Source organism: Bacteroides sp. 1001302B_160321_D4, assembly GCF_015667765.1.
Taxonomy (GTDB): Bacteria; Bacteroidota; Bacteroidia; order Bacteroidales; family Bacteroidaceae; genus Bacteroides; species Bacteroides xylanisolvens.
Map to the genome: position 1 here is coordinate 40,415 of NZ_JADPLO010000002.1, position 22,742 is coordinate 63,156.

26 protein-coding genes and 1 pseudogene are annotated in these 22,742 nt (G+C 51.6%); 6 read left to right on the forward strand and 21 right to left on the reverse strand.

From position 1 onward, the window contains the following. Positions 1-192 precede the first annotated feature (192 nt). The 18 genes from KFO40_RS00975 to KFO40_RS01060 all read right to left on the reverse strand — a co-directional run bounded on the left by KFO40_RS00975 (position 193) and on the right by KFO40_RS01060 (position 13,974). On the reverse strand, positions 193-720 hold the full coding sequence (locus tag KFO40_RS00975; protein WP_008674613.1) for a glycoside hydrolase family protein: 528 nt from the start codon (positions 718-720) through the stop codon (positions 193-195). Beyond that, a complete protein-coding gene (locus tag KFO40_RS00980) occupies positions 717-1,220 on the reverse strand; it encodes a DUF3872 domain-containing protein (protein ID WP_008674615.1) in 504 nt (167 codons plus the stop codon). The genes KFO40_RS00975 and KFO40_RS00980 overlap by 4 nt, the downstream gene beginning before the upstream one ends. Beyond that, positions 1,217-2,119, reverse strand: coding sequence for a toprim domain-containing protein (locus KFO40_RS00985; RefSeq protein WP_009017929.1), 903 nt, complete (start codon positions 2,117-2,119; stop codon positions 1,217-1,219). Before KFO40_RS00985 ends, KFO40_RS00980 begins: the two co-directional genes overlap by 4 nt. A gap of 7 nt (positions 2,120-2,126) precedes the next feature. Next, entirely contained in the window at positions 2,127-2,702 is a 576-nt protein-coding gene (locus KFO40_RS00990) for a conjugal transfer protein TraO (RefSeq protein ID WP_008675852.1), read from the reverse strand. Between the two features lie 2 nt (positions 2,703-2,704). Continuing rightward, on the reverse strand, positions 2,705-3,694 hold the full coding sequence (gene traN, locus KFO40_RS00995) for a conjugative transposon protein TraN (protein WP_009017930.1): 990 nt from the start codon (positions 3,692-3,694) through the stop codon (positions 2,705-2,707). 46 nt (positions 3,695-3,740) lie between these two features. Beyond that, on the reverse strand, positions 3,741-5,087 hold the full coding sequence (gene traM, locus KFO40_RS01000; protein WP_008674619.1) for a conjugative transposon protein TraM: 1,347 nt from the start codon (positions 5,085-5,087) through the stop codon (positions 3,741-3,743). Then, positions 5,068-5,355, reverse strand: coding sequence for a TraL conjugative transposon family protein (locus tag KFO40_RS01005; RefSeq protein WP_009292471.1), 288 nt, complete (start codon positions 5,353-5,355; stop codon positions 5,068-5,070). Before KFO40_RS01005 ends, traM begins: the two co-directional genes overlap by 20 nt. Positions 5,356-5,394: 39 nt before the next feature. After that, positions 5,395-6,018 (reverse strand): conjugative transposon protein TraK, encoded by a 624-nt coding sequence (gene traK, locus KFO40_RS01010; protein ID WP_005861666.1) that lies wholly within the window; start codon positions 6,016-6,018, stop codon positions 5,395-5,397. Positions 6,019-6,051: 33 nt separating this feature from the next. Beyond that, positions 6,052-7,056 (reverse strand): conjugative transposon protein TraJ, encoded by a 1,005-nt coding sequence (gene traJ / locus KFO40_RS01015; RefSeq protein WP_005861668.1) that lies wholly within the window; start codon positions 7,054-7,056, stop codon positions 6,052-6,054. 4 nt (positions 7,057-7,060) lie between these two features. Continuing rightward, a complete protein-coding gene (locus tag KFO40_RS01020) occupies positions 7,061-7,690 on the reverse strand; it encodes a DUF4141 domain-containing protein (protein ID WP_002560978.1) in 630 nt (209 codons plus the stop codon). A 23-nt stretch (positions 7,691-7,713) separates the two neighbouring features. After that, positions 7,714-8,094: a DUF3876 domain-containing protein gene (locus KFO40_RS01025; protein WP_005680594.1), complete on the reverse strand. Its 381-nt coding sequence runs from the start codon at positions 8,092-8,094 to the stop codon at positions 7,714-7,716. 34 nt (positions 8,095-8,128) lie between these two features. Continuing rightward, entirely contained in the window at positions 8,129-10,645 is a 2,517-nt protein-coding gene (locus KFO40_RS01030; RefSeq protein ID WP_005861670.1) for a TraG family conjugative transposon ATPase, read from the reverse strand. Further along, a complete protein-coding gene (locus KFO40_RS01035) occupies positions 10,642-10,974 on the reverse strand; it encodes a DUF4133 domain-containing protein (RefSeq protein ID WP_005816813.1) in 333 nt (110 codons plus the stop codon). The genes KFO40_RS01030 and KFO40_RS01035 overlap by 4 nt, the downstream gene beginning before the upstream one ends. Before the next feature lie 10 nt (positions 10,975-10,984). Beyond that, entirely contained in the window at positions 10,985-11,302 is a 318-nt protein-coding gene (locus KFO40_RS01040; protein ID WP_002560983.1) for a DUF4134 domain-containing protein, read from the reverse strand. A 201-nt stretch (positions 11,303-11,503) separates the two neighbouring features. Next, a complete protein-coding gene (locus KFO40_RS01045) occupies positions 11,504-12,232 on the reverse strand; it encodes a hypothetical protein (protein ID WP_005861672.1) in 729 nt (242 codons plus the stop codon). Between the two features lie 16 nt (positions 12,233-12,248). Then, positions 12,249-12,602, reverse strand: a complete 354-nt coding sequence (locus tag KFO40_RS01050; protein ID WP_009017933.1) for a DUF3408 domain-containing protein — start codon at positions 12,600-12,602, stop codon at positions 12,249-12,251. Between the two features lie 2 nt (positions 12,603-12,604). After that, a complete protein-coding gene (locus KFO40_RS01055) occupies positions 12,605-13,045 on the reverse strand; it encodes a DUF3408 domain-containing protein (RefSeq protein WP_005861676.1) in 441 nt (146 codons plus the stop codon). A 2-nt stretch (positions 13,046-13,047) separates the two neighbouring features. After that, the gene (locus tag KFO40_RS01060) at positions 13,048-13,974 is read right to left on the reverse strand and encodes a ParA family protein (protein WP_229034768.1); all 927 of its coding nucleotides are present in this window, start codon (positions 13,972-13,974) and stop codon (positions 13,048-13,050) included. Here KFO40_RS01060 and KFO40_RS25590 point away from each other — a divergent pair. From KFO40_RS25590 to KFO40_RS01085, 6 genes and pseudogenes are all read left to right on the forward strand, one after another. After that, entirely contained in the window at positions 13,973-14,137 is a 165-nt protein-coding gene (locus KFO40_RS25590) for a hypothetical protein (protein ID WP_229034769.1), read from the forward strand. The genes KFO40_RS01060 and KFO40_RS25590 overlap by 2 nt on opposite strands. A 381-nt stretch (positions 14,138-14,518) precedes the next feature. Further along, on the forward strand, positions 14,519-14,947 hold the full coding sequence (mobA, locus tag KFO40_RS01065; protein ID WP_004312006.1) for a conjugal transfer protein MobA: 429 nt from the start codon (positions 14,519-14,521) through the stop codon (positions 14,945-14,947). Further along, on the forward strand, positions 14,926-16,173 hold the full coding sequence (mobB, locus tag KFO40_RS01070; protein WP_005861681.1) for a conjugal transfer protein MobB: 1,248 nt from the start codon (positions 14,926-14,928) through the stop codon (positions 16,171-16,173). The genes mobA and mobB overlap by 22 nt, the downstream gene beginning before the upstream one ends. 30 nt (positions 16,174-16,203) lie before the next feature. Then, positions 16,204-17,124: pseudogene (locus KFO40_RS01075) on the forward strand (YWFCY domain-containing protein); the annotation flags it as partial. 640 nt (positions 17,125-17,764) lie between these two features. Next, a complete protein-coding gene (ltrA, locus tag KFO40_RS01080) occupies positions 17,765-19,417 on the forward strand; it encodes a group II intron reverse transcriptase/maturase (RefSeq protein ID WP_032557826.1) in 1,653 nt (550 codons plus the stop codon). A 4-nt stretch (positions 19,418-19,421) separates the two neighbouring features. Then, positions 19,422-20,627 carry a TraM recognition domain-containing protein gene (locus tag KFO40_RS01085; RefSeq protein ID WP_195577083.1) on the forward strand — a complete coding sequence of 402 codons (1,206 nt, stop codon included), beginning with the start codon at positions 19,422-19,424 and terminating at the stop codon, positions 20,625-20,627. A 52-nt stretch (positions 20,628-20,679) separates the two neighbouring features. Here KFO40_RS01085 and KFO40_RS01090 read toward each other — a convergent pair whose 3' ends face one another. From KFO40_RS01090 to KFO40_RS01100, 3 genes are all read right to left on the reverse strand, one after another. Then, positions 20,680-21,435: a hypothetical protein gene (locus KFO40_RS01090; protein ID WP_004293874.1), complete on the reverse strand. Its 756-nt coding sequence runs from the start codon at positions 21,433-21,435 to the stop codon at positions 20,680-20,682. Further along, positions 21,404-21,883 carry a Panacea domain-containing protein gene (locus tag KFO40_RS01095; protein WP_004293873.1) on the reverse strand — a complete coding sequence of 160 codons (480 nt, stop codon included), beginning with the start codon at positions 21,881-21,883 and terminating at the stop codon, positions 21,404-21,406. Before KFO40_RS01095 ends, KFO40_RS01090 begins: the two co-directional genes overlap by 32 nt. A gap of 103 nt (positions 21,884-21,986) precedes the next feature. After that, a complete protein-coding gene (locus KFO40_RS01100) occupies positions 21,987-22,592 on the reverse strand; it encodes an RteC domain-containing protein (protein WP_211146013.1) in 606 nt (201 codons plus the stop codon). Positions 22,593-22,742 lie beyond the last annotated feature (150 nt).

Below are 22,742 nucleotides of genomic sequence, written 5' to 3' on the forward strand. Positions count from 1 at the left end.
ACAGTATTGCAAAATTAGCAACTAATAAGCAGACTAAGAAATTTAGTTGGGCTTATTCCAGACCCTACATATGTCATACAAAAAGATTTCAGAAAATATAGTTATTCGGAAATATATATGACAGCTTCATAATGAAATTATCATCCCCACCACATTTCCGTAGCAGGGATGATTTTTTATGCACACTTCCTTTTATGGTACATACAGCAGTGCAAACTCCGCCTTCCTCCGTTTGAGCAGCATGGAGTGGCGTTTTCCCTTGTAGTTGCAGAAGGCGATATACTCCCGGTAGATGTTCCTGTCGCCCGCCTCCAGCTTTCGGATCAGCGAGCTTTTGGGTATCTTTCCGCTCCCCAAAAGCCGGTATGGTCCGACATTGTAGGCAAGCGTGGCAAGCAAAAGACTGTCTTTTCCGAACTGCCGGAACATCGCGCAGAAGTTCCGCATGTCTTTCCGCAGGAGTGCGTCAGCCTGCCGCTTTGTCATGGTTCGTGCCGAATACCTTTCGCCCGGCAGCAAGCGGTGTCCGTACCCCACATACGGGTGGTGCTTTTCCGAGTGCCAGCCCTCAAAATACTTCGTGCAGCGCACCGCCCGCTCGAAAAGTGGCAGCCGGTAGATTGCCGCCTGCCCGTCCGTTCCCTCTTGGCGGCTGATCCGTGCGGACACGGAACAGACCGCCAGAAGTGAACAGAGCATTGTCATGAATACACGCATCATTTCAGCAAGGGTCTGAAGTTACCGATGGAAATGGCGGTAAGACCGTCATCCTTGATATTGCGGTTGTTGAAGTCAAATTCCAATTCGTATGAATTTTTGAAATTGTCCTCCACCACCACGATGAAATTATGCGCTTCGTCACCCTCCGCCGTGTAGTACAGGCGGAACTTTTCGTTCTCCAGCAGGTAGCGGTCGTTGGGCAGGAAGGTGATGCCGTTATCCATTTTGAGCGAGCCTTCCCCCTCGAACTGGAAATAGCGGATGGTATAAAGCGTACCCGCGAAGTCGCCCTCCTTTTTCAGTTCACAGCGGATTTCCACTGTCTGCCCCTTTGTTACCTTATTCGGCACGGGCATGACCTCCACCGTGAAGGGATAGGACTGCTGGATGTCCATGTCGTCGTCACACGACACAAGGGTGAATGACACAGCGACTATCAGGCATAACGCCACTGCCTTAAAGATGTTGGTTCTCTTGTTTCTGTTGTTCTGTATGTTCATTTTTCTTCGATTTTTAGATGGTTGTTTTTCTGTTTTTTCGTTGTCAGTTGCAGGTACTCGTTCAAGTCCTTGCAACCGTCATAGAGGGAGGAACGGTCGGTGACACGCTCCCCATATCGCTTGGTGAGTGCGGCAAGCGTTCGCCGTCCGGCTTCGTCACGGTCGAGGAAACAGCCGATGCGCCCGTAGCCCTCCAGCATCCCCGTCGCCTTCTCCACGTTGGCGACAGAGTTCAGCACAAGACAGTCAGCGTTACCGGTTACGCCAAGCGTCACAGCGGAGAGAAAGTCCATGAAGCCCTCGAACACGAGGTACTCGTCAGCCGGGATGTCATTCGCCTTTACCAGTGATACAGACTTCGGAGGTATGCAACCCTTGAAATATCGGCTTCTGACTTCATAGCCACCCGCCATGTTCGGAAAGCCAACGGCAAAATACCGTTTCCCACGCACACCGTAGTTCAAGCGGCAGCAGTGACGGGATGCGATGGCGTAAGGGATGCCCCGTTCCTCTAAATACTCCGTCAGCAGTGAGCGGAGCAGCGGAGCGACCTCCACATCCTCAAAAACGGATTCGGTCGGCTTCGAGAGATAGACGGGCTTTTCCCATCCGGCAACCGTCATATTGGCGGCTTCCGCTATGAACTTCGCTTGCTTCATGAAGTCATCGCTTTGCAGAAACTCCCCGGCAAGCGTGAAGATGTCGCCGCCCTTGCCCAAACCGAAGTCGTACCAGAGCTGTTTCGCCACGTTCACACGGAAAGAGGGTGTGCGCTCGCCCCTGTACGGGGCGATATACCACAGCTCGTTACCGCTACTTCTGACAGGCTCATACCCCAACCGTGCGAGGAAGTCCGCAAGCGGCATCTGTCTGACAGCATCTATTTCCGTCCGTTCCATGCCCGTGTCAGTTGATGATGAACTTGATGCCGACCCCGAACTGCGTGTGGAACTTCCGTGTGTCGCCACCCCACAGGCAACGCTCACGCAGATTGGCAAGTAGGGCGATACGGTCTGCCACGTAGCACTCCACATCGAGCGTCAGCGCACCGCCGTAGATAAAGGCGTCCCGGTCGTGCAGCGTGGAGCCGTCATGCAGCACTTTCTTCCCCCAATTCACAGACTCATATCCGGCGAGAGCCGAAGCCCCGGCATAGACGAACACGATTTTTCGGGCGTCCGACAGTATCTTGAAGTAATAGCCGCCCTCCGCCGTGAACTGCGCCACGGGTATCTTGGTGTCCTTATAGAGGTTGTTCTTCAGGAGGTATTCGCCACCGAACACCCACTTGTTCCCCTTTTTCGTGTAAGTGGAGAGTGCCGCCCCGAAACTGTACCCGCCACCCTTGCCGCCGGGATTGAAGCCGTCCGCCATGTCCGCCCTCACCTCGATGCCCTGCATCTTCGGCAGACACCGCTGGGCGTGCGCCTGCCCCGTAAAAAGGGCAAGCGACGCGATGATTATTGCGATGTACTTTCTCATGGTCAGCGCACTTGAAGTTCATTGATGGTACCCGCGCGTACCAAATCCTCGTTCTCAATCACGAAGGACTGGTGACGGCCGCCGTTCTTCTCGTTTAATTCCACCACGAGGCACTTGTCATCGGGGATGGTGAACTTCGCCATCGTGAAGACTGTGCGCTCGCTCTTTTTGCCCGGCACGAGTGTGGCGTAGTTCTGCGCACGGAGCGGCAGAATAATCTGCTCCTGCACGGCAGTACGCTTTGCCATCTTCTTGTCCACGATTTTCCAAGTGATGTAGTCCACATCGAAAGGCACGTTGCTCTGGTTCTTTATCTCCGTGTGGAAATAGAGCAAGCCGTTGTGCGTGTAGATGCCTTTCAACTGGTATTGGATGCCGAAACGCTTGCAGCCGATATGCTTCACCTCGCGCTTGTTCTGCTTGTGGATGGACTTCATGATAAGGCGCACCAGCATCGGGCTTTCGCTGCCCAGCTCTTTCAGATAGATTTCCTGCGCGTTGTTCGGGCGGTTCACCGTGCTGCCGTCATGGATGAAGTCGCACATCTCCACGTTGAGCAACAGCGGTTCGGCGGCGTACTTCACGTTGAAGGTGTAGAAACTGCCGTCTTCCGTGATGACGGACATATTCGTTTCGTTGGGGAAATTCCGTACCGTAGCCTTCACACGGATGACGTTCTCCGCTCCGTCGGCTTTCCCGGCAATCAGGTCGGGCGAGCCTAAATCGACATAGCGCACCTCCGCCGGAAAAATGACGTGGACGGTCTTGTCGTAGGTCACTTCCAGACCGTGCGGCGGTATCATGCGGTCGAAGGCCAGCTTGCGCGACAGCCCGTGATACAGGTCGCCGTCCGCCTCCTTCTGCGGATAGACCTCCTTCGTCAAGGTCGGCTGTTCATTACTTCCGTTGTTCTGTTCAACGGTTACATTCTCCTGCGCGTTGGCAGTTGCGATGCCCATAGCGAGGGCAAACATGATGATTACTTTTCTCATTACTTTTGGTTTTTTAGTGGTAAATGGTTTTTATTGATTGTTGTTTTCAGTCCTTTTCCTGATAGAGCATGACCCTGTACCCGGCTTTCAGATGCACCTTGACGGTGCGCATCTTCTTGGCGATGTACTGGCTCGTGCCTTGTATCAGCCCCTTGCCCAAATCGGAGGCGAGCTGTGCCCCGGCATTGGTGGAGATGTTGATGCTGCTCCCCAATGAGCCGCCCATGTTGGCGGCAACCTCCCTGACGGCGTTCATCTCCATCGAGTTTGGGATGAAGATACCGGGCTGTCCGTCCGTGTCATAGACCGCAAGCTCCACCGGGATAATCGTGCCATCGTATTCCAGCGAGGTGACCTCGATGTCGAGCCGCTCACCCTGTATCTTGCCCGTGCCGACCACCACTGCATTGCGTGGGATAATCCTGCCCGCCACCGCCATAGGCTCCAGCAGGCGCAACCTTACCGTCTGTCCGTCCATCACACCATGCGCACCATGCACACACGCCGGTATGGTGTTCCGGTCCGATACCTCTGTAGTGCCGACAGCCGTGTTGAACCCCCGGTTGCGTTCCTGCGAGAAGGTGGCGACAAACTCCGCGTTGCTCATGGGCTGTGCAAGGGAGGAAACGATTTGGCGGGTCACTTGCCTTACGGGTGTCGCCGTGTTCTTCTTTCCCTTCTGCACGGTGGAAGGCTCTGCCGCCTGTTCCGGCTTTCCTCCGTTCTGACCGCCCATGTACTTTGCCGCCAGCTCATAGGACTTCTCCATAAGTGCCACCTGTTCGTCCATAGATGAAGTCCTGCCTTTTTCGCTTTCCAGTTCCGATTCCAGCGAGGCGATGCGCTCCAACAGCTCATCCATCTCGGCATTGTCGTTCTTCGGCTGTTCGTAGAAGTTGCCGAGGGTGGCGTTCAGGTCACGGTAGGCGGCAGCGGAGGATTGGATAGTCTGCGGTGTGGCAGGCTGTGCCTTTTCCTCCTTGCCGCCCGGATTGGCGAGGTCGAAGTCCGTCCCGTCCTCCGTTCCAGCTATCTCGCGGTCGAACATGTCGCCCAGCTGCCCGATGGCACGGTTGCGGCTCTCCAGACGCTCCTCCATCTCCCCATGCTCGTAGGCTTTCAGTTTGTCGCCGATAATCTGCTTGTTCGCCTTGTCAGCGTCGGGCATCTCGGTGTTGTATCCGTCCGTTCCCGGCTGTTGCTCCTTGCCGGAGGACGGGGCGAATATCAGCCACATCGCCCCGATGAACACCAGCACCATAGCGGGCAACACGATCATCTTCTGCCGTTTCAGCCGTTGCGCCTCTGTCAGCGGTTCGCGCTCCTTTTTCGGCTTTCCCGTGTCGGGAGCGGTTTTGTTCTCTTTCATCGGTTCATTCTTCGTCTGTTCCATATAAATAAGGTGTTAAGTGATTGTCTGTTTCCGCCGGGGTCGGCAGTTCCACCCGTCCGGCGTGTCCCGTTTCCATGCGTGAGCCATCGTTTCTGCCGATGTCATAGATGGCTCTGCCGAAGGTGTAGAGGGCAAGCACCGTGAAGGCGGCGAGCATCCCCAGCACGATGCGGCGGCGTGTTTCCGGCGGCAAGCCGTCCAGATACCCTTTGAGCCTTGCCACCAGCTGTTTCCGTTTGTCGTGGAGCTTCCAGTACACGCCCCACATTGTTTTTCTGATACTTTTTACTTTCCGTTTCATAATCCGTTACCGTTTGATTGTCTGTAAATCCTTGTTCTCAATGATGGTGAAGCCCTCGATGGTGAAGCCATTGGGGTTGTCGTCCGACCGCGATGCGTTCAGCAGGCGGCAGGTGGTCACGAGGCTGCGCTCGGTGACGTTGCTCTGCCGGATGATTTTCTGCGTGGCGTAGGTCACGGCACGGTAGGGATAGGCGTTGAAGTCGCACACCACGCTGTCCACCTTCAGCACTTGGTTGATGTTCCCGGCGATGATGCGGTTGTAGTACCCCTTCTCGGCGAAGTCCGAATAATAGTGGTACACGCTCTTGTCCGCCAGCAGCAAGGCACGTTTCACGTTGTGTTCAATTGCGCTCTTTTCGGGCGACAGCGTGAAGAACAGCTCGTGGAAGCGGCGCACATGCTCCCGCGCCTCCGCCGGGCGGTTCTGCGACAAGTCCTGCGACAAGGCGAGCATCAGGCTCTTGCCGTTGTCCAGCACATAGATTTTCTCCCGTTGCTTCTCCGCGAAACGGTAGGAACTCCACACGCTCCATACCGTCACCACGGCGCACAGCGAAAGGAAGACGATACCGAACAGGCGTATCTGCCTGAACGATGATTCGATGTTTCTGAGTGACTTAAATTCCATTCTTAATTCTGTTTCAATGATTCTACATGATTGTTATTTCAGCAATTTGCCGGCACGTCCCATCATATTGCCTGTCGCAGCTCCGGCAACACTGCCCGCCATTCCTCCGGCACGTCCCGCCATCTGGTTCACGTTGCGACCGTAACCGCCCATGCCTCCGGCTTGGATAATCCAGCCGGCAACGGTGGGAATGGTGAAGTAGCCGATGATGCCGATGCAGAGGAACACGATGTACACCCCGTCGCTCGAATCCAGCGAGAAGTTCGGGTCTGTCTGCATCCGCTCGATGTCGCTTTGCAGCATCAGCACCTGTATCTTCGCCAGTATGGTGCTGAACATGTCCGACACCGGCAGCCACAGATATACCTGTATGTAGCGGCATATCCACTGCGTGAGCGTGCTTTGGAAACCGTCCCACACCGATATGGCGAAGGCTATCGGACCGAGTATCGCCAGCACCACGAGGAAGAAGGTGCGGACGGTGTCTATCACGAGGGCGGCGGCTTGGAACAGCAGTTCCAGTATCTCGCGGAAGAAGTCGCGGATGCTCTTCTTCATGTTGTACATTCCCCGGTCGATATACATTCCCGCCATCGTCACCATGTCGGAGGGCGACCAGCCGAGTTCCTCCAGTTGCTTGTCAAATTCCTCGTTGGACACGAGGTAGGCGGTTTCGGGGTTGCGTACCATCGCCTCGTATTCCAGCTTGTCCTTCTGCTCCCGGTATCGGTTCATGTCCAGCGTTTCCGCCTCCAGCATCTTTGCCGTGCCCTGTACGACGGGTGAGAGGATGCTGTTTATCGTGCCCAGCACCACAGTCGGGAAGAACATGATGCACAGACCGATGGCAAAAGGGCGGAGCATCGGGAATACGTCTATCGGTTCGGCTCTCGCCAGCGACTGCCATACCCGGTAGGCGACGTAGAACAGCGCACCCAGCCCGGCGATGCCTTTCGCCACACCCGCCATGTCCCCACATAGCGGCATCATCTGCTCATAAAGTGAGCGTAAAATCTGATGAAGGTTATCGAACTCCATAGGCTTACCAGTATCTTTCGTTCATGTTCCCGTACAGCCCCATGATGCGGTCGAGGTCGTTCTTTTTCTTCGCACGCAGATAACTCACGGAGATGTTCTTGTTGGTGTAATAGCTCACAAGGTTGCGGTAACGCTTCATTTTGGAGTAGCAGCGTTCCACCACGTCCATGCGCTCCTTGTCGGTCATGGAGAGCGTGGTGATGTTCACCACATTCTTCAGTTCCGTCAACACTTCGTTGCTCTCTTCCAGCAGTTTCGTGTAACCGAAAGCGATTGCCGACAGCTCTTCTGGTCTGAAATTTCCATCACGGAGCATCCTTTGGAAACTGTTTACATAAATGTCGGTGATGTCGCCTACCATCAGGATGGTCTGCTGCACCTTGCGGGCGTCCTTGACGAGATTGTTCACCGATTTGAGGGCATCGTAATACTTTTTGCCCTGCTGATAGATTTTCACCGTTTCCTGAAAGTTGCTCACCATGTTCGTGGCGGTCTTGGAGGTATGGATGATGTTTTTGGAGGCATTGATGATACCCTGCGCCAGATTGCCCGGATCGCTTACGACCCACTGTGCGCTTGCCCTGCCTGCGAAAAGCAGGCACAGGCAGATAATCATTGTTATTCTTGTTCTCATGTTACTTTGGATTTTAGTGGTTGTTATTCTTCTGTCGGGTGTCCCGGCTGCGGTTTCACCCGCACATAGTCGCCGCCCGGCGAGAAGGTCAGCACGTCCGTGGCCTCGTTGTAGGACACGTCGATGCGGAAGCCGGTGTTCATGAACAGGTTGCCGTTCTCCTCCTGCAAGAGATAGGTTTCCGGTTTCAGCTTGCGGCGCAGACCGCTCCGGCGGAACACCGTCACCTTGTAGGCTTCGCCCTCCTTGTAGATAAGCACGTCGGGCTTCCCCTCCACGCTCTCCCAGTTCCCGCACAGCATATCACGGAGGTTGTCGGCCACGTCGCAGGATTGCAGCATCATGACCGCCAATCCGATCAGACACTTGCTGACTTGCAGCATTTTCACTTTCTGTAAACTCATACGCATTTTTCTTTTTTCGTTGATAAATTCATTTTTAATTGTTGGTTGTTTCCTTGTTTCTCCGCTTCTCGGCAAGTTGCCGGATGGCGGCTTCGATGTCGCCGCCCAACTTCTCCGCCAGACGGTAAACCTCCACTTTCTCCGTTTCCTCGGTGGTGTACGCCAGATACTCTTCTGCACTGACCTCGGTGGCATAGACCGCCGATTGTGTGCCACCCAAGCCTATCCACACCTCCTTGTAGAGCCGTGAAGGATTGTTCGCCATGTTGATGGAGAGTATCTGTCCCTTCTCCTTTTCCGTCAGTCCGAGCAACGCCTGTATTTGGTCGAACTTGTTCATATATTTCCTTTGGTCAAGCAGGATTTTACAATCCGAGTTGTTGATGATGCTCTCCTTGACCACGGGAGAGGAAATGATGTCGTCCACCTCCTGCGTCACCACGATTGCCTCGCCGTAATACTTTCTGACGGTCTTGTACATATAGCGCAGGTATTCAGCCATGTTCGCTGAAGAGAGAGCCTTCCAAGCCTCTTCCACAATAAGTTGTTTCCGTACCCCTTTCAGACGCCGCATCTTGTTGATGAAGGCTTCCATGATGATGATGGTCACGACGGGGAACAGTTCGCGGTTTTCCTTAATCGAATCTATCTCGAAGACAATGAACCGCTTGCCGAGCAGGTCGATGTTCTCCGTGGAGTTGAGCAGGAAGTCGTAGCGTCCGCCCCGGTAATACTGCCGCATGGTGGTGAGCATGTTGTCGATGTTGAAGTCGGACTTCTCCACCTTGATGTCACGCTCAGCCAGTTCCTTGCGGTAGTCGTCACGCATATACTCGTAGAAGGTGTTGAACGACGGCACGATGCTACGGTCAGATTGGATACGCTCAATATAGGCACTCACGGCACTGCCCAGTTCGCCGCTCTCCGTCTTCGTCACCTTGTCGTCCTCCGATTTCCAGAGCGTAAGAAGCAGGGTCTTGATGCTGTCCTTCTTCTCTACGTCGAAGATGTAGTCATCGGTGTAGAACGGGTTGAACGATATGGGCTTCTCTTCCGTGTAGGTGAAATACACGCCGTCCGCCCCGTCTGTCTTGCGCCGGATCATGCCGCACAAGCCCTGATAGGAGTTTCCCGTGTCCACCAGCACCACATGCGCGCCTTGCTCATAATATTGCCGCACCAAGTGGTTCATGAAGAACGACTTGCCGCTGCCCGAAGGACCCAGCACGAACTTGTTGCGGTTCGTGGTGATGCCCCACTTCATCGGAAGGTCGCTGATGTCGAGGTGCAGCGGTTTCCCCGTGAGCCTGTCCACCATCTTGATGCCGAAGGGCGAGAGCGAAGAGCGGTAGTTGGTTTCCTCTGTGAACAGGCACACCGCCTGTTCGATGAAAGTGTGGAAACTCTCTTCCGCCGGGAAGTCCGCCGCATTGCCGGGTATCGCCGCCCAGTAGAGTGTCGGGCAGTCGATGGTGTTGTGGCGCGGCACGCATTCCATGCTTGCCAACTGGCTGCCCACGTCGTTCCTGATATGCTTCAGTTCCTCCGCATCGTCGCTCCACGCCATGACGTTGAAGTGTGCCCGTACCGAGGTCAGTCCGTAGGAATGGGCTTCGTTCAGGTACTGGTCTATCCACTCGCGGTTGATGCTGTTGCTCCTTGAATAGCGAGATAGTGACTGCATATTACGGGCGGACTTCTCGAACTTCTGCAAGGCTTCCTCGCTGTTGTCTATCAGCACATACTGGTTGTAGATATGGTTGCAGGAGAGCAGAAGCCCCACCGGGGAGGCGAATGACAGTCGGCAGTCACTCCGGTCAGTGGAGAGCTTCTCGTAACGGGTATCTGTCGCCACCTTGCCCGGCAGGTCTTCCGCATCGGAGAGGGTGTGCAGGCACAGGCGGTTGTCGCCGATGCGCATCTCCCTTGCCGAAAGTTCGATGTCCTGCAAGGTGATGTCACCTTCCGGCATGAGCGAGAAGTAGCGTTCTACCAGCCCCGCCTTACCCTCCGTCCCCACAATCTCGTCGGTGGAGAGGCGGCGCAACCTGACAAGCCCGCTGTCGTTCATGATACGCTCGAACTGTTCGCAGGCTTCCATGAACTTGGTCGTGGTTTCCCTGTCCAGCTCCTTCGGGATGATATGTCCCCGGCACAGCGTGCTGAAGTTGCTCTGCATCCGGTTACGCTCCTTTGTCGTCTTGGTCAGGTAAAGATAACAGGTGTGTTTCAGGTACGGACGCTCGTTGAAGTGACGCTCGAAGCTTCGTGAGAGGAAGCTCATGTCGTCCTTCTGAAGCTCCGGCTTGTAGCGTTCCTTGATGAACCAGTCCTGTTTGTGGACGACGGAGTAGTCCGGCAGCACCTTGATCGCCTTGCACCAGCAGCCGTGTATCGCCTCGTACTCCGCGCCCGTCACGGTGTAAAGCTCCGGCAGCTCCACCTCGAAAGCCACCGTGATGTCGGCGTCCTTTGAGATGATGCAGCCATGCTCCACCGCAAGAAGCGGGAACTTGTTTTCCAGTGTTGTCATTTTTGATGTATTCCTCATGTCGTTTCTTCCTTTCGTTGTCGTTTGAACAGACGGGTTATCCGCCGCCGGTTGATCAGGTATCGGGGATGGCTCCGTGCCGCTCCCAGTTTCATCAGCCCGTGTTCGCCGTACCGGGCGTTCAGCGCGAAGGTCTGCCATACAAGGAGGGAGGACGATGCCGCGCCAAAGCCGATACATACCCACTGGTCGATGCCGACCATGTAGAGGATGACGAACAGGACGAAGAGAGCCAGCAGACCTCCGCAGAAGATGAAGAGGTACTGTGCCTTCAAGCCCTTGAACTCTACCGGACGGCCGATACCCTTGTTGATTGGGTATTCAGCCATACATTATTTATTAAAGGAAGAATGAGCGCAGGATGGTGGCGGCAACAATCAGGAAGATGCACGCGCCGAACCACGAGGCGGCTGTCTTGCTGGTGTCGGGGTCGCCCGATGAAAACTTGCCGTACACTTTTACGCCCCCGATAAGCCCGACGACCGCACCGATGGCGTATATCAGTTTAGTTCCGGGGTCGAAATAAGAACTCACCATAGAGGTGGCTTCGTTGATGCCCGCGATGCCGTTTCCCTGTGCGAAAGCAGAGGCGGTTGCGGCGATGACAAGTGCCGCGGAGAGGATTGCTTTTCTGTTTTTCAAGATGTTCTTGTTCATAAACTGTTCTTGTTTTTTGCCGTCAAAAGGGTGGATGGTCCTTTGTCGGGCGGTTGATACTTTGTTTCTTTACTTTGGTTTTAGTGGATGCCCGTTTGTTTCCACGGACGTGGGCGTGTCCGTTGCGGATGGGGATGCGCCTTGCGTTTCCTCGCCGCGTGGGTTGATGTCATTCTTTCATGTTCATTTCTTTTATTGTTGTCATACATAGTTGCGAATGTCGAACTCCTCGATGTTGTCCGGCACGACGAACTCCTTTTCAGATTTCTTCAGCCGAATCTCGATAAGCCCCTTGATGCGGATGCCTATCTCCGAAGAGCCTTCCATCATTTTCTCGTACAACTCCGTGCCCTCCATGTCGGTGAACACCTTGGCCGCCTTTTCACGTTGCGCCTGCGTTGCATCCGGGTTCTTGGCGGTCTTGCAGGCGTCGTCGATCTCGTCAAAGCTGCTGCCCGAAGCCCGTGGCGTGTCCGAAGCGTCTTCATCCGGTTCGTCCTCCCCGTATCCCAGTTCCTCCGGCGGTATGCTCGTGAAGGTCTCATCGAGCTTTTCCTCCGGGACTTGCGCCGGGCGGGACGCGGTTTCCGTGTTTCCGTCGTCAAAAGTAGCCTCTTCCTCCGACAGCTCAATGCCTTTTTCCGAAGTGGCGGCTTCTTGCGCCGGTATGGCAGCGGTTGTCCGGGTGGATGCCATTTTGAAACGGCTCTTGCCGATGATGTCCCCCTTTGCCGTGGGAACTTCCTCATGTGCCGCTACGCTCTTTGGTCCATTCCTGTCCAACGACCGCCATAATCCGGCTATGCCCTTGAAGAAGCGGACAAGCCGCGTTTCCATGATGCGCTCGTAAAGGAGCAGGAACAGGAACCATAGGTTGCAGCCGACCGATACCGCCAGCAGAATGTCTGTCATACTGATTGTTTCATTCATATACTTCCGGTTTTAATTAGAATACTGAATTGTAATTCCGGGCGTAAAGGCTCTTTATGGCGTCCTCGCACTGGTTGAAGTGGTGCGTCAGCACATGGTCGATGTAGGCGGACAGCGTAAGCCGGTCATGCCCGATTACACGGGTGATGCGCATGATACGCTCGTGGTACTCCGGGCGCACATACGCCATCTTGCCCTCCCGCGCCTTTACTTCGGGGTCGCGGATAAACAGACGCTCATAGTCCTTCTCGCTGCATTTGCCGCTTACCGGGACGAGCGACAGTATTTCCACGCTCGCCTTCACTTGGGCAAGCATGCCTCCGCAGTCCTGCTGCGGTCTTTTTTCATTCGGTGTCATTTCTTTTTCCATTTTCAAATCAGATCTTCACGTTGTTTCTTGTACAGTTCGTTGATTCTCTCCTTGTGCTGTTCCAGATGCTGGCGCAGCACGGTATCCACATAGCCGCCCACGGAGATTTCCCCTCCGGCGATATCGTTCACTATTCTGAGGATTTTGCCGTGTACGTCGCGGCTGATATAGACGCACTGGCGGGTCTTTATCTCGTTGCGGCGCAGGAACAGCTCGTTATAGTCCTCGTCCTGCCTTTTCCGGCGACCGCCTTCCCTCTGCGTTCTCTCCCGTGCCACGGGCTGCGCGGGTGGCGGCTCCGGTACGGCGGTGTCATCTTCGGTCGGTGCGGTTGCGGGGACTTCCTGCGCCGGACGCAGTGTCCCGTCCTGAGTGCGCCGCCCAATGGATGCCAACAGCAGTTCCTCGTCGATGCCTTCCGTGTTCACTTTCCTGCTGCCCATGCTCACTGCGGTCTGATGATGTCGCTTATCTCTTCGGAAAACTCACGGATGCCGCTTCCTTTCAGCAGTGCCGTGTCCATCGGGAAGATAGTGGAGCGGAAAACGCTCCTGCGCTCTTCCGATAGGTCGCGGCGGAACTTCTTGCTGTCGGGCAGGCGGGTGGAAAGCACCGGAAAGCCCATTTCGGCTATCACTTCTTCGTAGATGCCGTACAGGTCGTTCCTCTCCCTGCCGTCCACCATCGTCCAGAACAGATAAAGCCCCTTTGTTTTCGCCTGCCCGGTCGTCATCAGCCTGTCGCGGAACATCGTGACGAATTTCAGGGTACTCTCCACGACGAAGCGATCGGCACTAAGGGGCGTGAAGATGTAGTCCATCTGCGATAGCGTCTTTATCACGCCGTTGCTCCGGAGTGTTCCCGGCATGTCGAAGAAAACCACGTCGGGCTTCATGACCTCGGCGGCGATCATCCTTTCCGCATCGTCGAGGGCGTTCACCGCGTTGCTCTTGATGACCGGATAGGCGTTCTTCTTTATCTTGCGGAAATGGTCGCACGCGAGAGCCTTGAAGTAGATGCTCCCGCCGATGAGTGCCGTCTCATGTTCGCGCAGACCGTGGATGCTGTGCTGCGGATCATCGCAGTCAACGACGGCGACATTGTAGCCCTTCACGTTGTGGAGGTAGCTGGCGGCGAGTGCCGTGACGGTGGATTTGCCAATGCCACCTTTCTGTGTTGCGAATGCAACGAAGATTTCTTTACTCATGGTTCTATTCAGTTTAATTGTTGATGATTTTATTTTCTGTTTACATGCGGATTGAATTACCGCATTATCCGTTTCCGTGAACAGGCACACGGGCGGGTCACCACGTATCCGGTTCTGCGGTGAAGCGGTGCGGCGGACAAGTGATGAATGACGACATTGCGTCATGAAGTCATTGAATCCATACGTCATCGGATTGTCGGACAACCGGGTTTCCGACGGTTCGGGTATCCGTTTCGGCAAGTGTCCGCCGAAGCGGTTGTCCGGGTATTTGAATGTTCCTTTCCTCATATCTTCAAACCGTTCGTTTCTTGAATCATGCTGCAAATAAACAAGTATATTTTTGAACCTGTATCACTTCTCCAGCAAGTGGCGGCATGTTGCGCCGGTTGGCAGCCATTGACCGGGTCAAGCATCTGTCCATTACCGCTTTAAGGGCGTAACTTTGCACCCGGACAGCAGGGTTCGCCGATGACGCGCGGCCCGGAGTCCTGAAAGGTATTTTCCCAATCCGTCCCCTGACGGATTTTTATGTTCACCTGAACATAGCAAGATGTCTTTTCAGCCGCTCAAAATGATTTGAGCATCCCGGAAAAGCACTTGCCCTTGCAGGGGACGGGCTTTCCCTCCGAAGTCGGAAAGCCTTTCAGAACTGCGGTGCCGTGAACAGAAGCGGCGGCTTATGCCGTCAATCCGCTAAATCCAAAGTGATATGAAAGAGAAAAGGAAAAGCAAAGCAGGGAGAAATCCCAAACTTGATCCGGCGGTGTACCGGTACACCGTCCGTTTCAACGAGGAGGAACACAACCGTTTCCTCGCCATGTTCGGAAAATCGGGTGTCTATGCACGGTCGGTTTTCCTCAAAGCGCACTTCTTCGGGCAACCGTTCAAGGTGCTGAAGGTGGACAAGACGCTGGTGGACTACTACACCAAGCTGTCGGATTTTCACGCGCAGTTCCGCGCCGTGGGTACGAATTACAACCAAGTCGTGAAGGAATTGAGGCTGCATTTTTCCGAGAAAAAGGCGATGGCGTTGCTCTACAAGCTGGAGCAACACACCGTCGAACTCGTGAAACTGAGCCGTCAGATTGTGGAATTGTCGAGAGAAATGGAAGCAAAATGGTCGCAAAAATCAGTGTAGGAAACTCGTTGTACGGCGCGATTGCCTACAACGGGGAGAAGATTAACGAGGCGCAGGGGCGGCTTCTCACCACCAACCGCATCTACAATGACGGTTCGGGAACGGTGGACATAAGCAAGGCGATGGAGGGTTTCCACACCTTCCTGCCACCGCAGATGAAGGTCGAGAAGCCGGTGGTGCATATCTCACTCAACCCGCACCCGGAGGATGTGCTGACCGATATTGAGTTGCAGAATATCGCCCGCGAGTATCTGGAAAAACTCGGTTTCGGAAACCAGCCTTATCTTGTATTCAAGCACGAGGACATCGACCGCCACCACCTGCACATCGTGACGGTCAACGTGGACGAGAACGGTAAAAGGCTCAACCGGGATTTTCTCTACCGCCGCAGCGACCGTATTCGCAGGGAACTGGAACAGAAGTATGGATTGCATCCGGCAGAACGAAAAAATCAGGGATTGGATAACCCGTTGCGCAAGGTGGATGCATCGGCTGGCGATGTGAAAAAGCAGGTGGGCAACACCGTGAAGGCTCTGAACGGGCAGTACCGCTTCCAGACGATGGGCGAATACCGTGCGCTCCTTTCCTTATATAATATGACGGTGGAGGAAGCGAGGGGAAACGTGCGCGGACGGGAGTATCACGGGCTGGTCTATTCCGTCACGGACGACAGGGGTAACAAAGTTGGCAATCCGTTCAAGTCCTCGCTCTTCGGGAAGTCCGCAGGCTATGAAGCCGTGCAGAAGAAGTTTGTCCGTTCCAAATCGGAAATCAAGGACAGGAAACTGGCAGACATGACGAAACGCACCGTCCTTTCCGTGCTGCAAGGCACTTATGACAAGGACAGGTTTATTTCCCGGCTCAAAGAGAAGGGCATAGATACCGTGCTGCGCTACACAGAGGAAGGGCGCATCTATGGGGCTACCTTCATCGACCACCGCACGGGATGCGTGCTGAACGGTTCGCGCATGGGTAAGGAACTTTCGGCGAATGCCTTGCAGGAACACTTCACACTGCCATACGCCGGACAACCGCCTATACCGCTTTCCATCCCGGCGGATGTTGCGGACAAGGTATATGGGCAGACCGCATACGACCGTGAAGACATGTCGGGCGGTATGGGCTTGCTCACTCCCGAAGGTCCGGCGACCGATGCCGAGGAAGAGGCTTTCATCCGGGCAATGAAGCGCAAAAAGAAGAAAAAGCGCAAGGGCTTGGGTATGTAATCAGAGTATCAACAATTAAAAAATCAATGTATGTCACAAGAAGACGATTTGAGGGCATTGGCGAAAATCATGGATTTTCTGCGTGCCGTGAGTATCATTTTAGTGGTCATGAACGTGTACTGGTTCTGCTACGAAGCCATCAGGATGTGGGGCGTGAACATCGGCGTGGTGGACAAAATCCTTCTGAACTTCGACCGCACGGCGGGGTTGTTCCATTCCATACTGTACACGAAACTGTTTTCCGTCCTTTTGCTTGCCCTGTCCTGTCTGGGTACGAAAGGTGTCAAGGGTGAGAAAATCACTTGGGGGAGAATCTGGACAGCATTTGCCGTCGGGTTCGTGCTGTTTTTCCTGAACTGGTGGTTGCTGCCCCTGCCGCTGCCGCTTGAAGCGGTGACGGGACTATATGTCCTTACCATTGGAACGGGCTATGTCTGCCTGCTGATGGGAGGTCTGTGGATGAGCCGTCTGTTGAAACACAATTTGATGGAGGATGTTTTCAACAACGAGAACGAGAGTTTCATGCAGGAAACGAGGCTTATCGAAAGCGAGTATTCGGTCAATCTGCCGACACGTTTCTATTACAGGAAACGCTGGAACAACGGCTGGATCAATGTGGTTAATCCCTTCCGTGCGTCCATCGTGTTGGGTACGCCGGGCAGCGGCAAGTCATACGCCGTTGTAAACAATTTTATCAAGCAACAGATTGAAAAGGGATTTTCGATGTATGTATATGACTTCAAATTCAGCGACTTGTCCACTATTGCCTATAACCATTTGCTGAACCACCCGGAGGGCTACAAGGTGAAACCGAAATTCTATGTAATCAACTTCGACGACCCGCGCCGTTCACACCGTTGCAATCCCATTCACCCGGATTTCATGGAGGATATTACGGACGCTTACGAGAGTGCCTACACGATAATGCTCAACCTCAATAAAACGTGGGTGTGACCTGTAAAGTCGCGTAATTGATTGTTAAACAGTGATATTAGTTGCATGATTTAACCCGCTGTTCCGTCAGCGGTAGCCTACTATAAGGTGCATCTCCAGTGATGGGTTGTGCCAAGCTTATAGGACAAAGTACACTCTCCGAAAGGACAAGACTGAACCGTGAGGGAACGTCAAGGGCGGTTAGTATCATACTGCCGAGTGGCGAGGCTGGATAGCATGGTTAACATAAGTGAACTGTCTTTAGCCATCGTGAGGTTTGAAGGAGCGGAAGATACTTTAGCTCTCACCAAAAGGTAAGCAGTCGGATAACCCCTGCCCATGTTGGGGTTACACGGACATGGCACTGCCGGTGGACTTGACAGAACCTAAACTATCCTTTTGTCAATTACGTGGAACAGGGCAAGCCTGTATCTCTCTCGTAACAACGCGAGTAAGCGAACCGCAAGGCAAGCCGAAAGGGGTGCAGGTATGAGATAACGGAGAAAGCGAACGCCTCCCTGTAATGGGGAGGATACGGATTGAATCGACATCACGGGCTGATTGTGGATAACATCATCCGACACGAAAGTGGGCAGACTTCCGTATATGGTAACTCTTTACAAGATAACTTTTAGAACTTTCAAAAGGAGGAAAGCAAATGAACGAAACTAAGACATCGTGTGCGCCTGCTGACAACAGGAATCTGACTTGGGACGGTATGAACTGGTCCAAGTGCGAAGCCTATGTCCGAAAGCTTCAAGCGCGTATTGTAAAGGCTCAGAAAGAAGGCAGACATAACAAGGTGAAAGCCTTGCAATGGATGCTCACTCACTCTTTTTACGCCAAGGCATTGGCTGTAAAGAGGGTTACTTCCAACAAAGGGAAGAAAACGTCTGGAGTAGATAAACAGCTTTGGGACTCTCCCAAGCGCAAGTACAAAGCAATCAGTGAACTGAAACGCCGTGGCTACAATCCGCAGCCACTCCGTAGGGTTCACATCAAGAAAACGAACGGTAAACTCCGACCGTTGGGAATACCGACCATGAAAGACAGGGCGATGCAGGCTTTATATCTCATGGCATTGGAACCGATAGCCGAAACGACAGGCGACCGTTTCTCCTACGGCTTCCGAAAGAAGCGCAGGACAATGGACGCAATCCGTCAGATTGATACGGTTTTAAACCGCCAACATTCTCCCGAATGGATTTTGGAGGGAGATATAAAAGGCTGTTTCGACCACATCAGCCACGACTGGCTCATTGAGAATATCCCTATGGATAAGACAATACTCAGAAAATGGTTGAAATGTGGAGCTGTGTTCAACGGAAAACTATTCCCGACAGAAGAGGGTACGCCACAAGGAGGTATCATATCACCGACACTTGCAAACATGGTACTTGACGGGCTTCAGCCGCTCTTGGCTAAAAGATTCAAAAGACTATGGCGTAACAACAAGACATTCCATTACAAGGTAAATCTTATTCGCTATGCTGACGACTTTATAATCACAGGCCGAGATAAGGAACTATTGGAAAACGAAGTCAAACCAATAGTGATAGAATTTCTCAAAGAAAGAGGTCTTACCTTATCCGAAGAGAAAACTACTATTACGAACATATATGACGGATTTGATTTCTTGGGTTTCAATGTAAGGAAGTTCGGCAAAAAGCTATACACATCTCCGTCCAAAGACGCACAGAAACGCTTTAGGGCAAAAATCAGTGACATAGTCAAAGGACATAAGATGTGTAAGCAGGAATCGCTGATACGAATGCTCAATCCTGTAATCACAGGATGGGGTAACTATTACCGATATGGTGCATCGACCGATGCTTTTCATGGTTGCGACTACCACATTTATAATCTCACGAAGAAATGGGCCTTACGTCGTCACCCTAAGAAACGCAAGTCTTGGGTCGCAGACAGGTATTGGCATGAAATTCGGGGACGCAAATGGACGTTTGCGTGGAAATATGAAACGAAAAGTATGAAAGTGAACTACCTGACCCTTAAAAGATTGTCGGATATACATTATACTCCGTACAAGCAAGTCAAGGGAGAGGCAAATCCTTTTGACCCGGAATACGATGATTATTTCTCTCAGCGTAAGGAGCAACAAATGCTGGAATCTCTCAAAGGACGTAAGTCTCTCTTATATTTATGGAACAAGCAGAACCGGATTTGTCCGTTATGTGGCAAGGAAATAGACTGTACAAAAGCATGGAACGTCAACGAAATATCTGTTGGTGGTTCGATTGTACGGCAACTTGTCCACAACAACTGCTACAAGCGAAATAAACGAAAATGTTGAAAGTATGAGCCGATTTCTAACAACAAATAGAAATATTGAGTTGCTTGAGCCGTATGAGGGGAAACTCTCACGTACGGTTCTTAGGGGAGAAGGGGGCAGCAATGCCCTTGACTTACCCGATGTGCAAAAGCAGGGCGACTTCTTCGTGGAGTCTCCTATCATTCTGTTTGCCAGCATTATCTGGTATCTCAAAATCTATCAGAACGGGAAGTATTGCACTTTTCCTCATGCCATCGAGTTTCTGAACCGCCGTTACGAGGATATATTTCCGATACTGACCTCTTACCCGGAGCTGGAGAACTACCTTTCACCATTCATGGACGCTTGGCTCGGAGGGGCTGCGGAGCAGCTCATGGGGCAGATAGCGTCGGCGAAAATTCCGCTTTCAAGGATGATTTCACCGCAGCTCTATTGGGTGATGTCGGACAGCGAGTTTACGCTGGACATCAACAATCCCGAAGAGCCGAAAATCCTATGCGTGGGCAACAATCCCGACCGCCAGAACATCTACGGGGCGGCACTCGGATTGTACAACTCCCGCATCGTGAAACTCATCAACAAGAAGGGGATGCTGAAGTCGTCGGTCATCATTGACGAGCTGCCCACGATATACTTCAAAGGGCTGGACAATCTTATAGCTACCGCCCGAAGCAACAAGGTTGCCGTGTGTCTGGGTTTTCAGGATTTCAGCCAGTTGGTGCGAGACTACGGGGACAAGGAGGCGAAGGTGGTGATGAACACTGTCGGCAATATCTTTTCCGGGCAGGTGGTAGGCGAAACGGCAAAGACACTATCGGAACGGTTCGGTAAGGTGTTGCAGAAACGGCAGTCCATCTCCATCAACCGGCAGGACGTGTCCACCTCCATCAACACGCAGATGGACGCGCTCATCCCGCCGAGCAAGATTTCCGGTCTTACGCAGGGTATGTTTGTCGGTTCTGTGTCCGACAACTTCAACGAGCGCATCGAGCAGAAGATTTTCCACTGCGAGATTGTGGTGGATGCCGAAAAGGTCAAACGGGAGGAAAGTGCCTACAAGAAAATTCCTGTCATTACCGATTTCACGGACGAGGACGGCAACGACCACATGAAGGAAACGGTGCAGGCGAACTACCGGCGCATCAAGGAAGAGGTGAAGCAGATTGTGCAGGATGAACTGGAGCGCATCGCAGGCGATGACAACCTGAAGCATTTGTTGCAGCAGAAGTAAATAAAAAAATGAAGAAAGGCTTACCATAAACCTTTCTTCATTTTTTTAGAACTTAAGCATTATCCATACTTACTAAGATTCCGTTTTCCAAAATTTTTTGCAATGGAATTTTCTTTAAGATTTCTTGATAAGTGCTATAGAAGTCATTATCAAGTCCTATATAAACAATATTGTCATGTAATTCTTCTATAACACTAATATGTGAATGCAATTTGCACTTTTTATCAGAACAATCTGATACGATACTTTTAATTCGTTCCAACTTATTTAATAAATCATCATATTGAGATAACCCTTTTGTAGTTGGTTGTATTTGATAATTAGTTTTCTTTGCCGGTTGTATATTATGTTCAGGATCTAATAATACTATGTGAAATATAGAAGAATCCCGATCAAAATAACCTACAATACGCCCCGTACTTTTTGTTATCGAAAATTGCATTATTGGAAAATCTGTCTCATTGTCCAATATTTCTTTTGGTAGCCAATCTAAATCTTTTCGTTGAATAGGAATGTTTTTAGCACTCCAATCTATTGGATGACATCTTAATGCAATACTACCTCTATTTTCTTCTAATACTTCTTGCGGTGTCATAGTACCCAAAGCACCTAATCGTTCAAGAAGCCCAATATGCCATCCCTTAGAACACTCTCCAATCTGAAAATTAGGTATCTGCTTAAAGTAAGAGAAGGAAAAAGTTATCTTCCTTCTCTTTAACTCATTTTCTTGTTCTTTGGTAACTAATGATTTGTTTCCGTATTTAGGAGAATCTGAATTAAGATTTAATAGTTTCCCATTTTTTCCCATAATACTCAATCATTAGTTCTGGAGTAATAACCTTGTCACAACGCTCATTTACATTTAAATCTCCACGTGTTTCAATCCAAGGCATCTCATTGTGGGACAATCGTTCTAATTCAGCACCGCTATATTTAAGATAATTCTCCAATATAAAGTCAATAAATTCAGCGTCTTCTGATGATAAACTCACATTGTGATTCATGCAATCATCAATATTGATTTCTGAATAGAGATATTTTGTAGAATTAAATCGATTGTAGATTTCTCGATTTACCGGACCATGAATCCATGCTTCAAACTCGCCGTCAAACATAGGTTTTTTATTGATACCATAAGACCATGCTTGAACATAATACAATAACTTCTGCAACTTTAAATTTATTAAAGACGCAAATCTATCTTCCGATTTTACTCGTAAGATAATGTAGTCTGTTATATCGTGTATTGAGTTCATCTGAATTATGACTATATCAATTTCAATGCAAAGTTAATATCTTTTTCTAATATAACAAAATAATGAATTGAATTGATGTGATTTATTCTAATGAATTTGTTTTTTATCTCCTCATACGATCCAACTCATCATCGCGCAGCATCTTCTCGTTCAGTTTTTCCTGCATTTTGTCAAGGAAGTAGGTGCGGCTTTCGTTCTTCCGGCGTTTGATATCAGTGTAGAAGCGGTAGCAGTCTTTAGAATCAACCCCGAATATCTTATAGAGAAGTGGGGCGAGCTGTTTGAGCGGCATATTGCCGTTGTTGATGCAGCCCATCACGTCTATGCCGTAGATAAGTTCCACGAGGTCGATGGCATTGCCCGTCCATTGAAGAAGGCTGGCGGTGGTTTCTGTTGCGTTGTTGGCGGATATTAGTGGTGGCACTTGGGGCGTGGCAAGGAATTTCTGCATCTTTCTTACGAAAGACAGAGCCTTGCTGACGTAGGCGGCAATCTCTCTTTTTTCTTCTGACAGATTACGTACGGGATGGTGCTGCAACTCGATTTCGATGTAGGCAAGCGCGATGACGGTAAGGTTCATGTCCATGCCGCCGTTGCACAGTTCGATCACTTGGGTGGCGAAAGCCGTGTATGCCGTTTCCATATTGCAGTCGCCGGCTTCGTTTATCAGGCGGAAAAAGTCGGTTTCCGCCAGCAAGAAATAATTCATGGTTCTGTCAATTTTGAAAATTACACTTTGTTTTCTGCGTGCGCACATGAATATAATTGGCAAAAAACGCGGCAGAAAATAAAAAATCCAACACTCAATTTTACAAAGTGCTGGATTTCAGAGGTATAAAATTCAGTATTTTTTCACAAG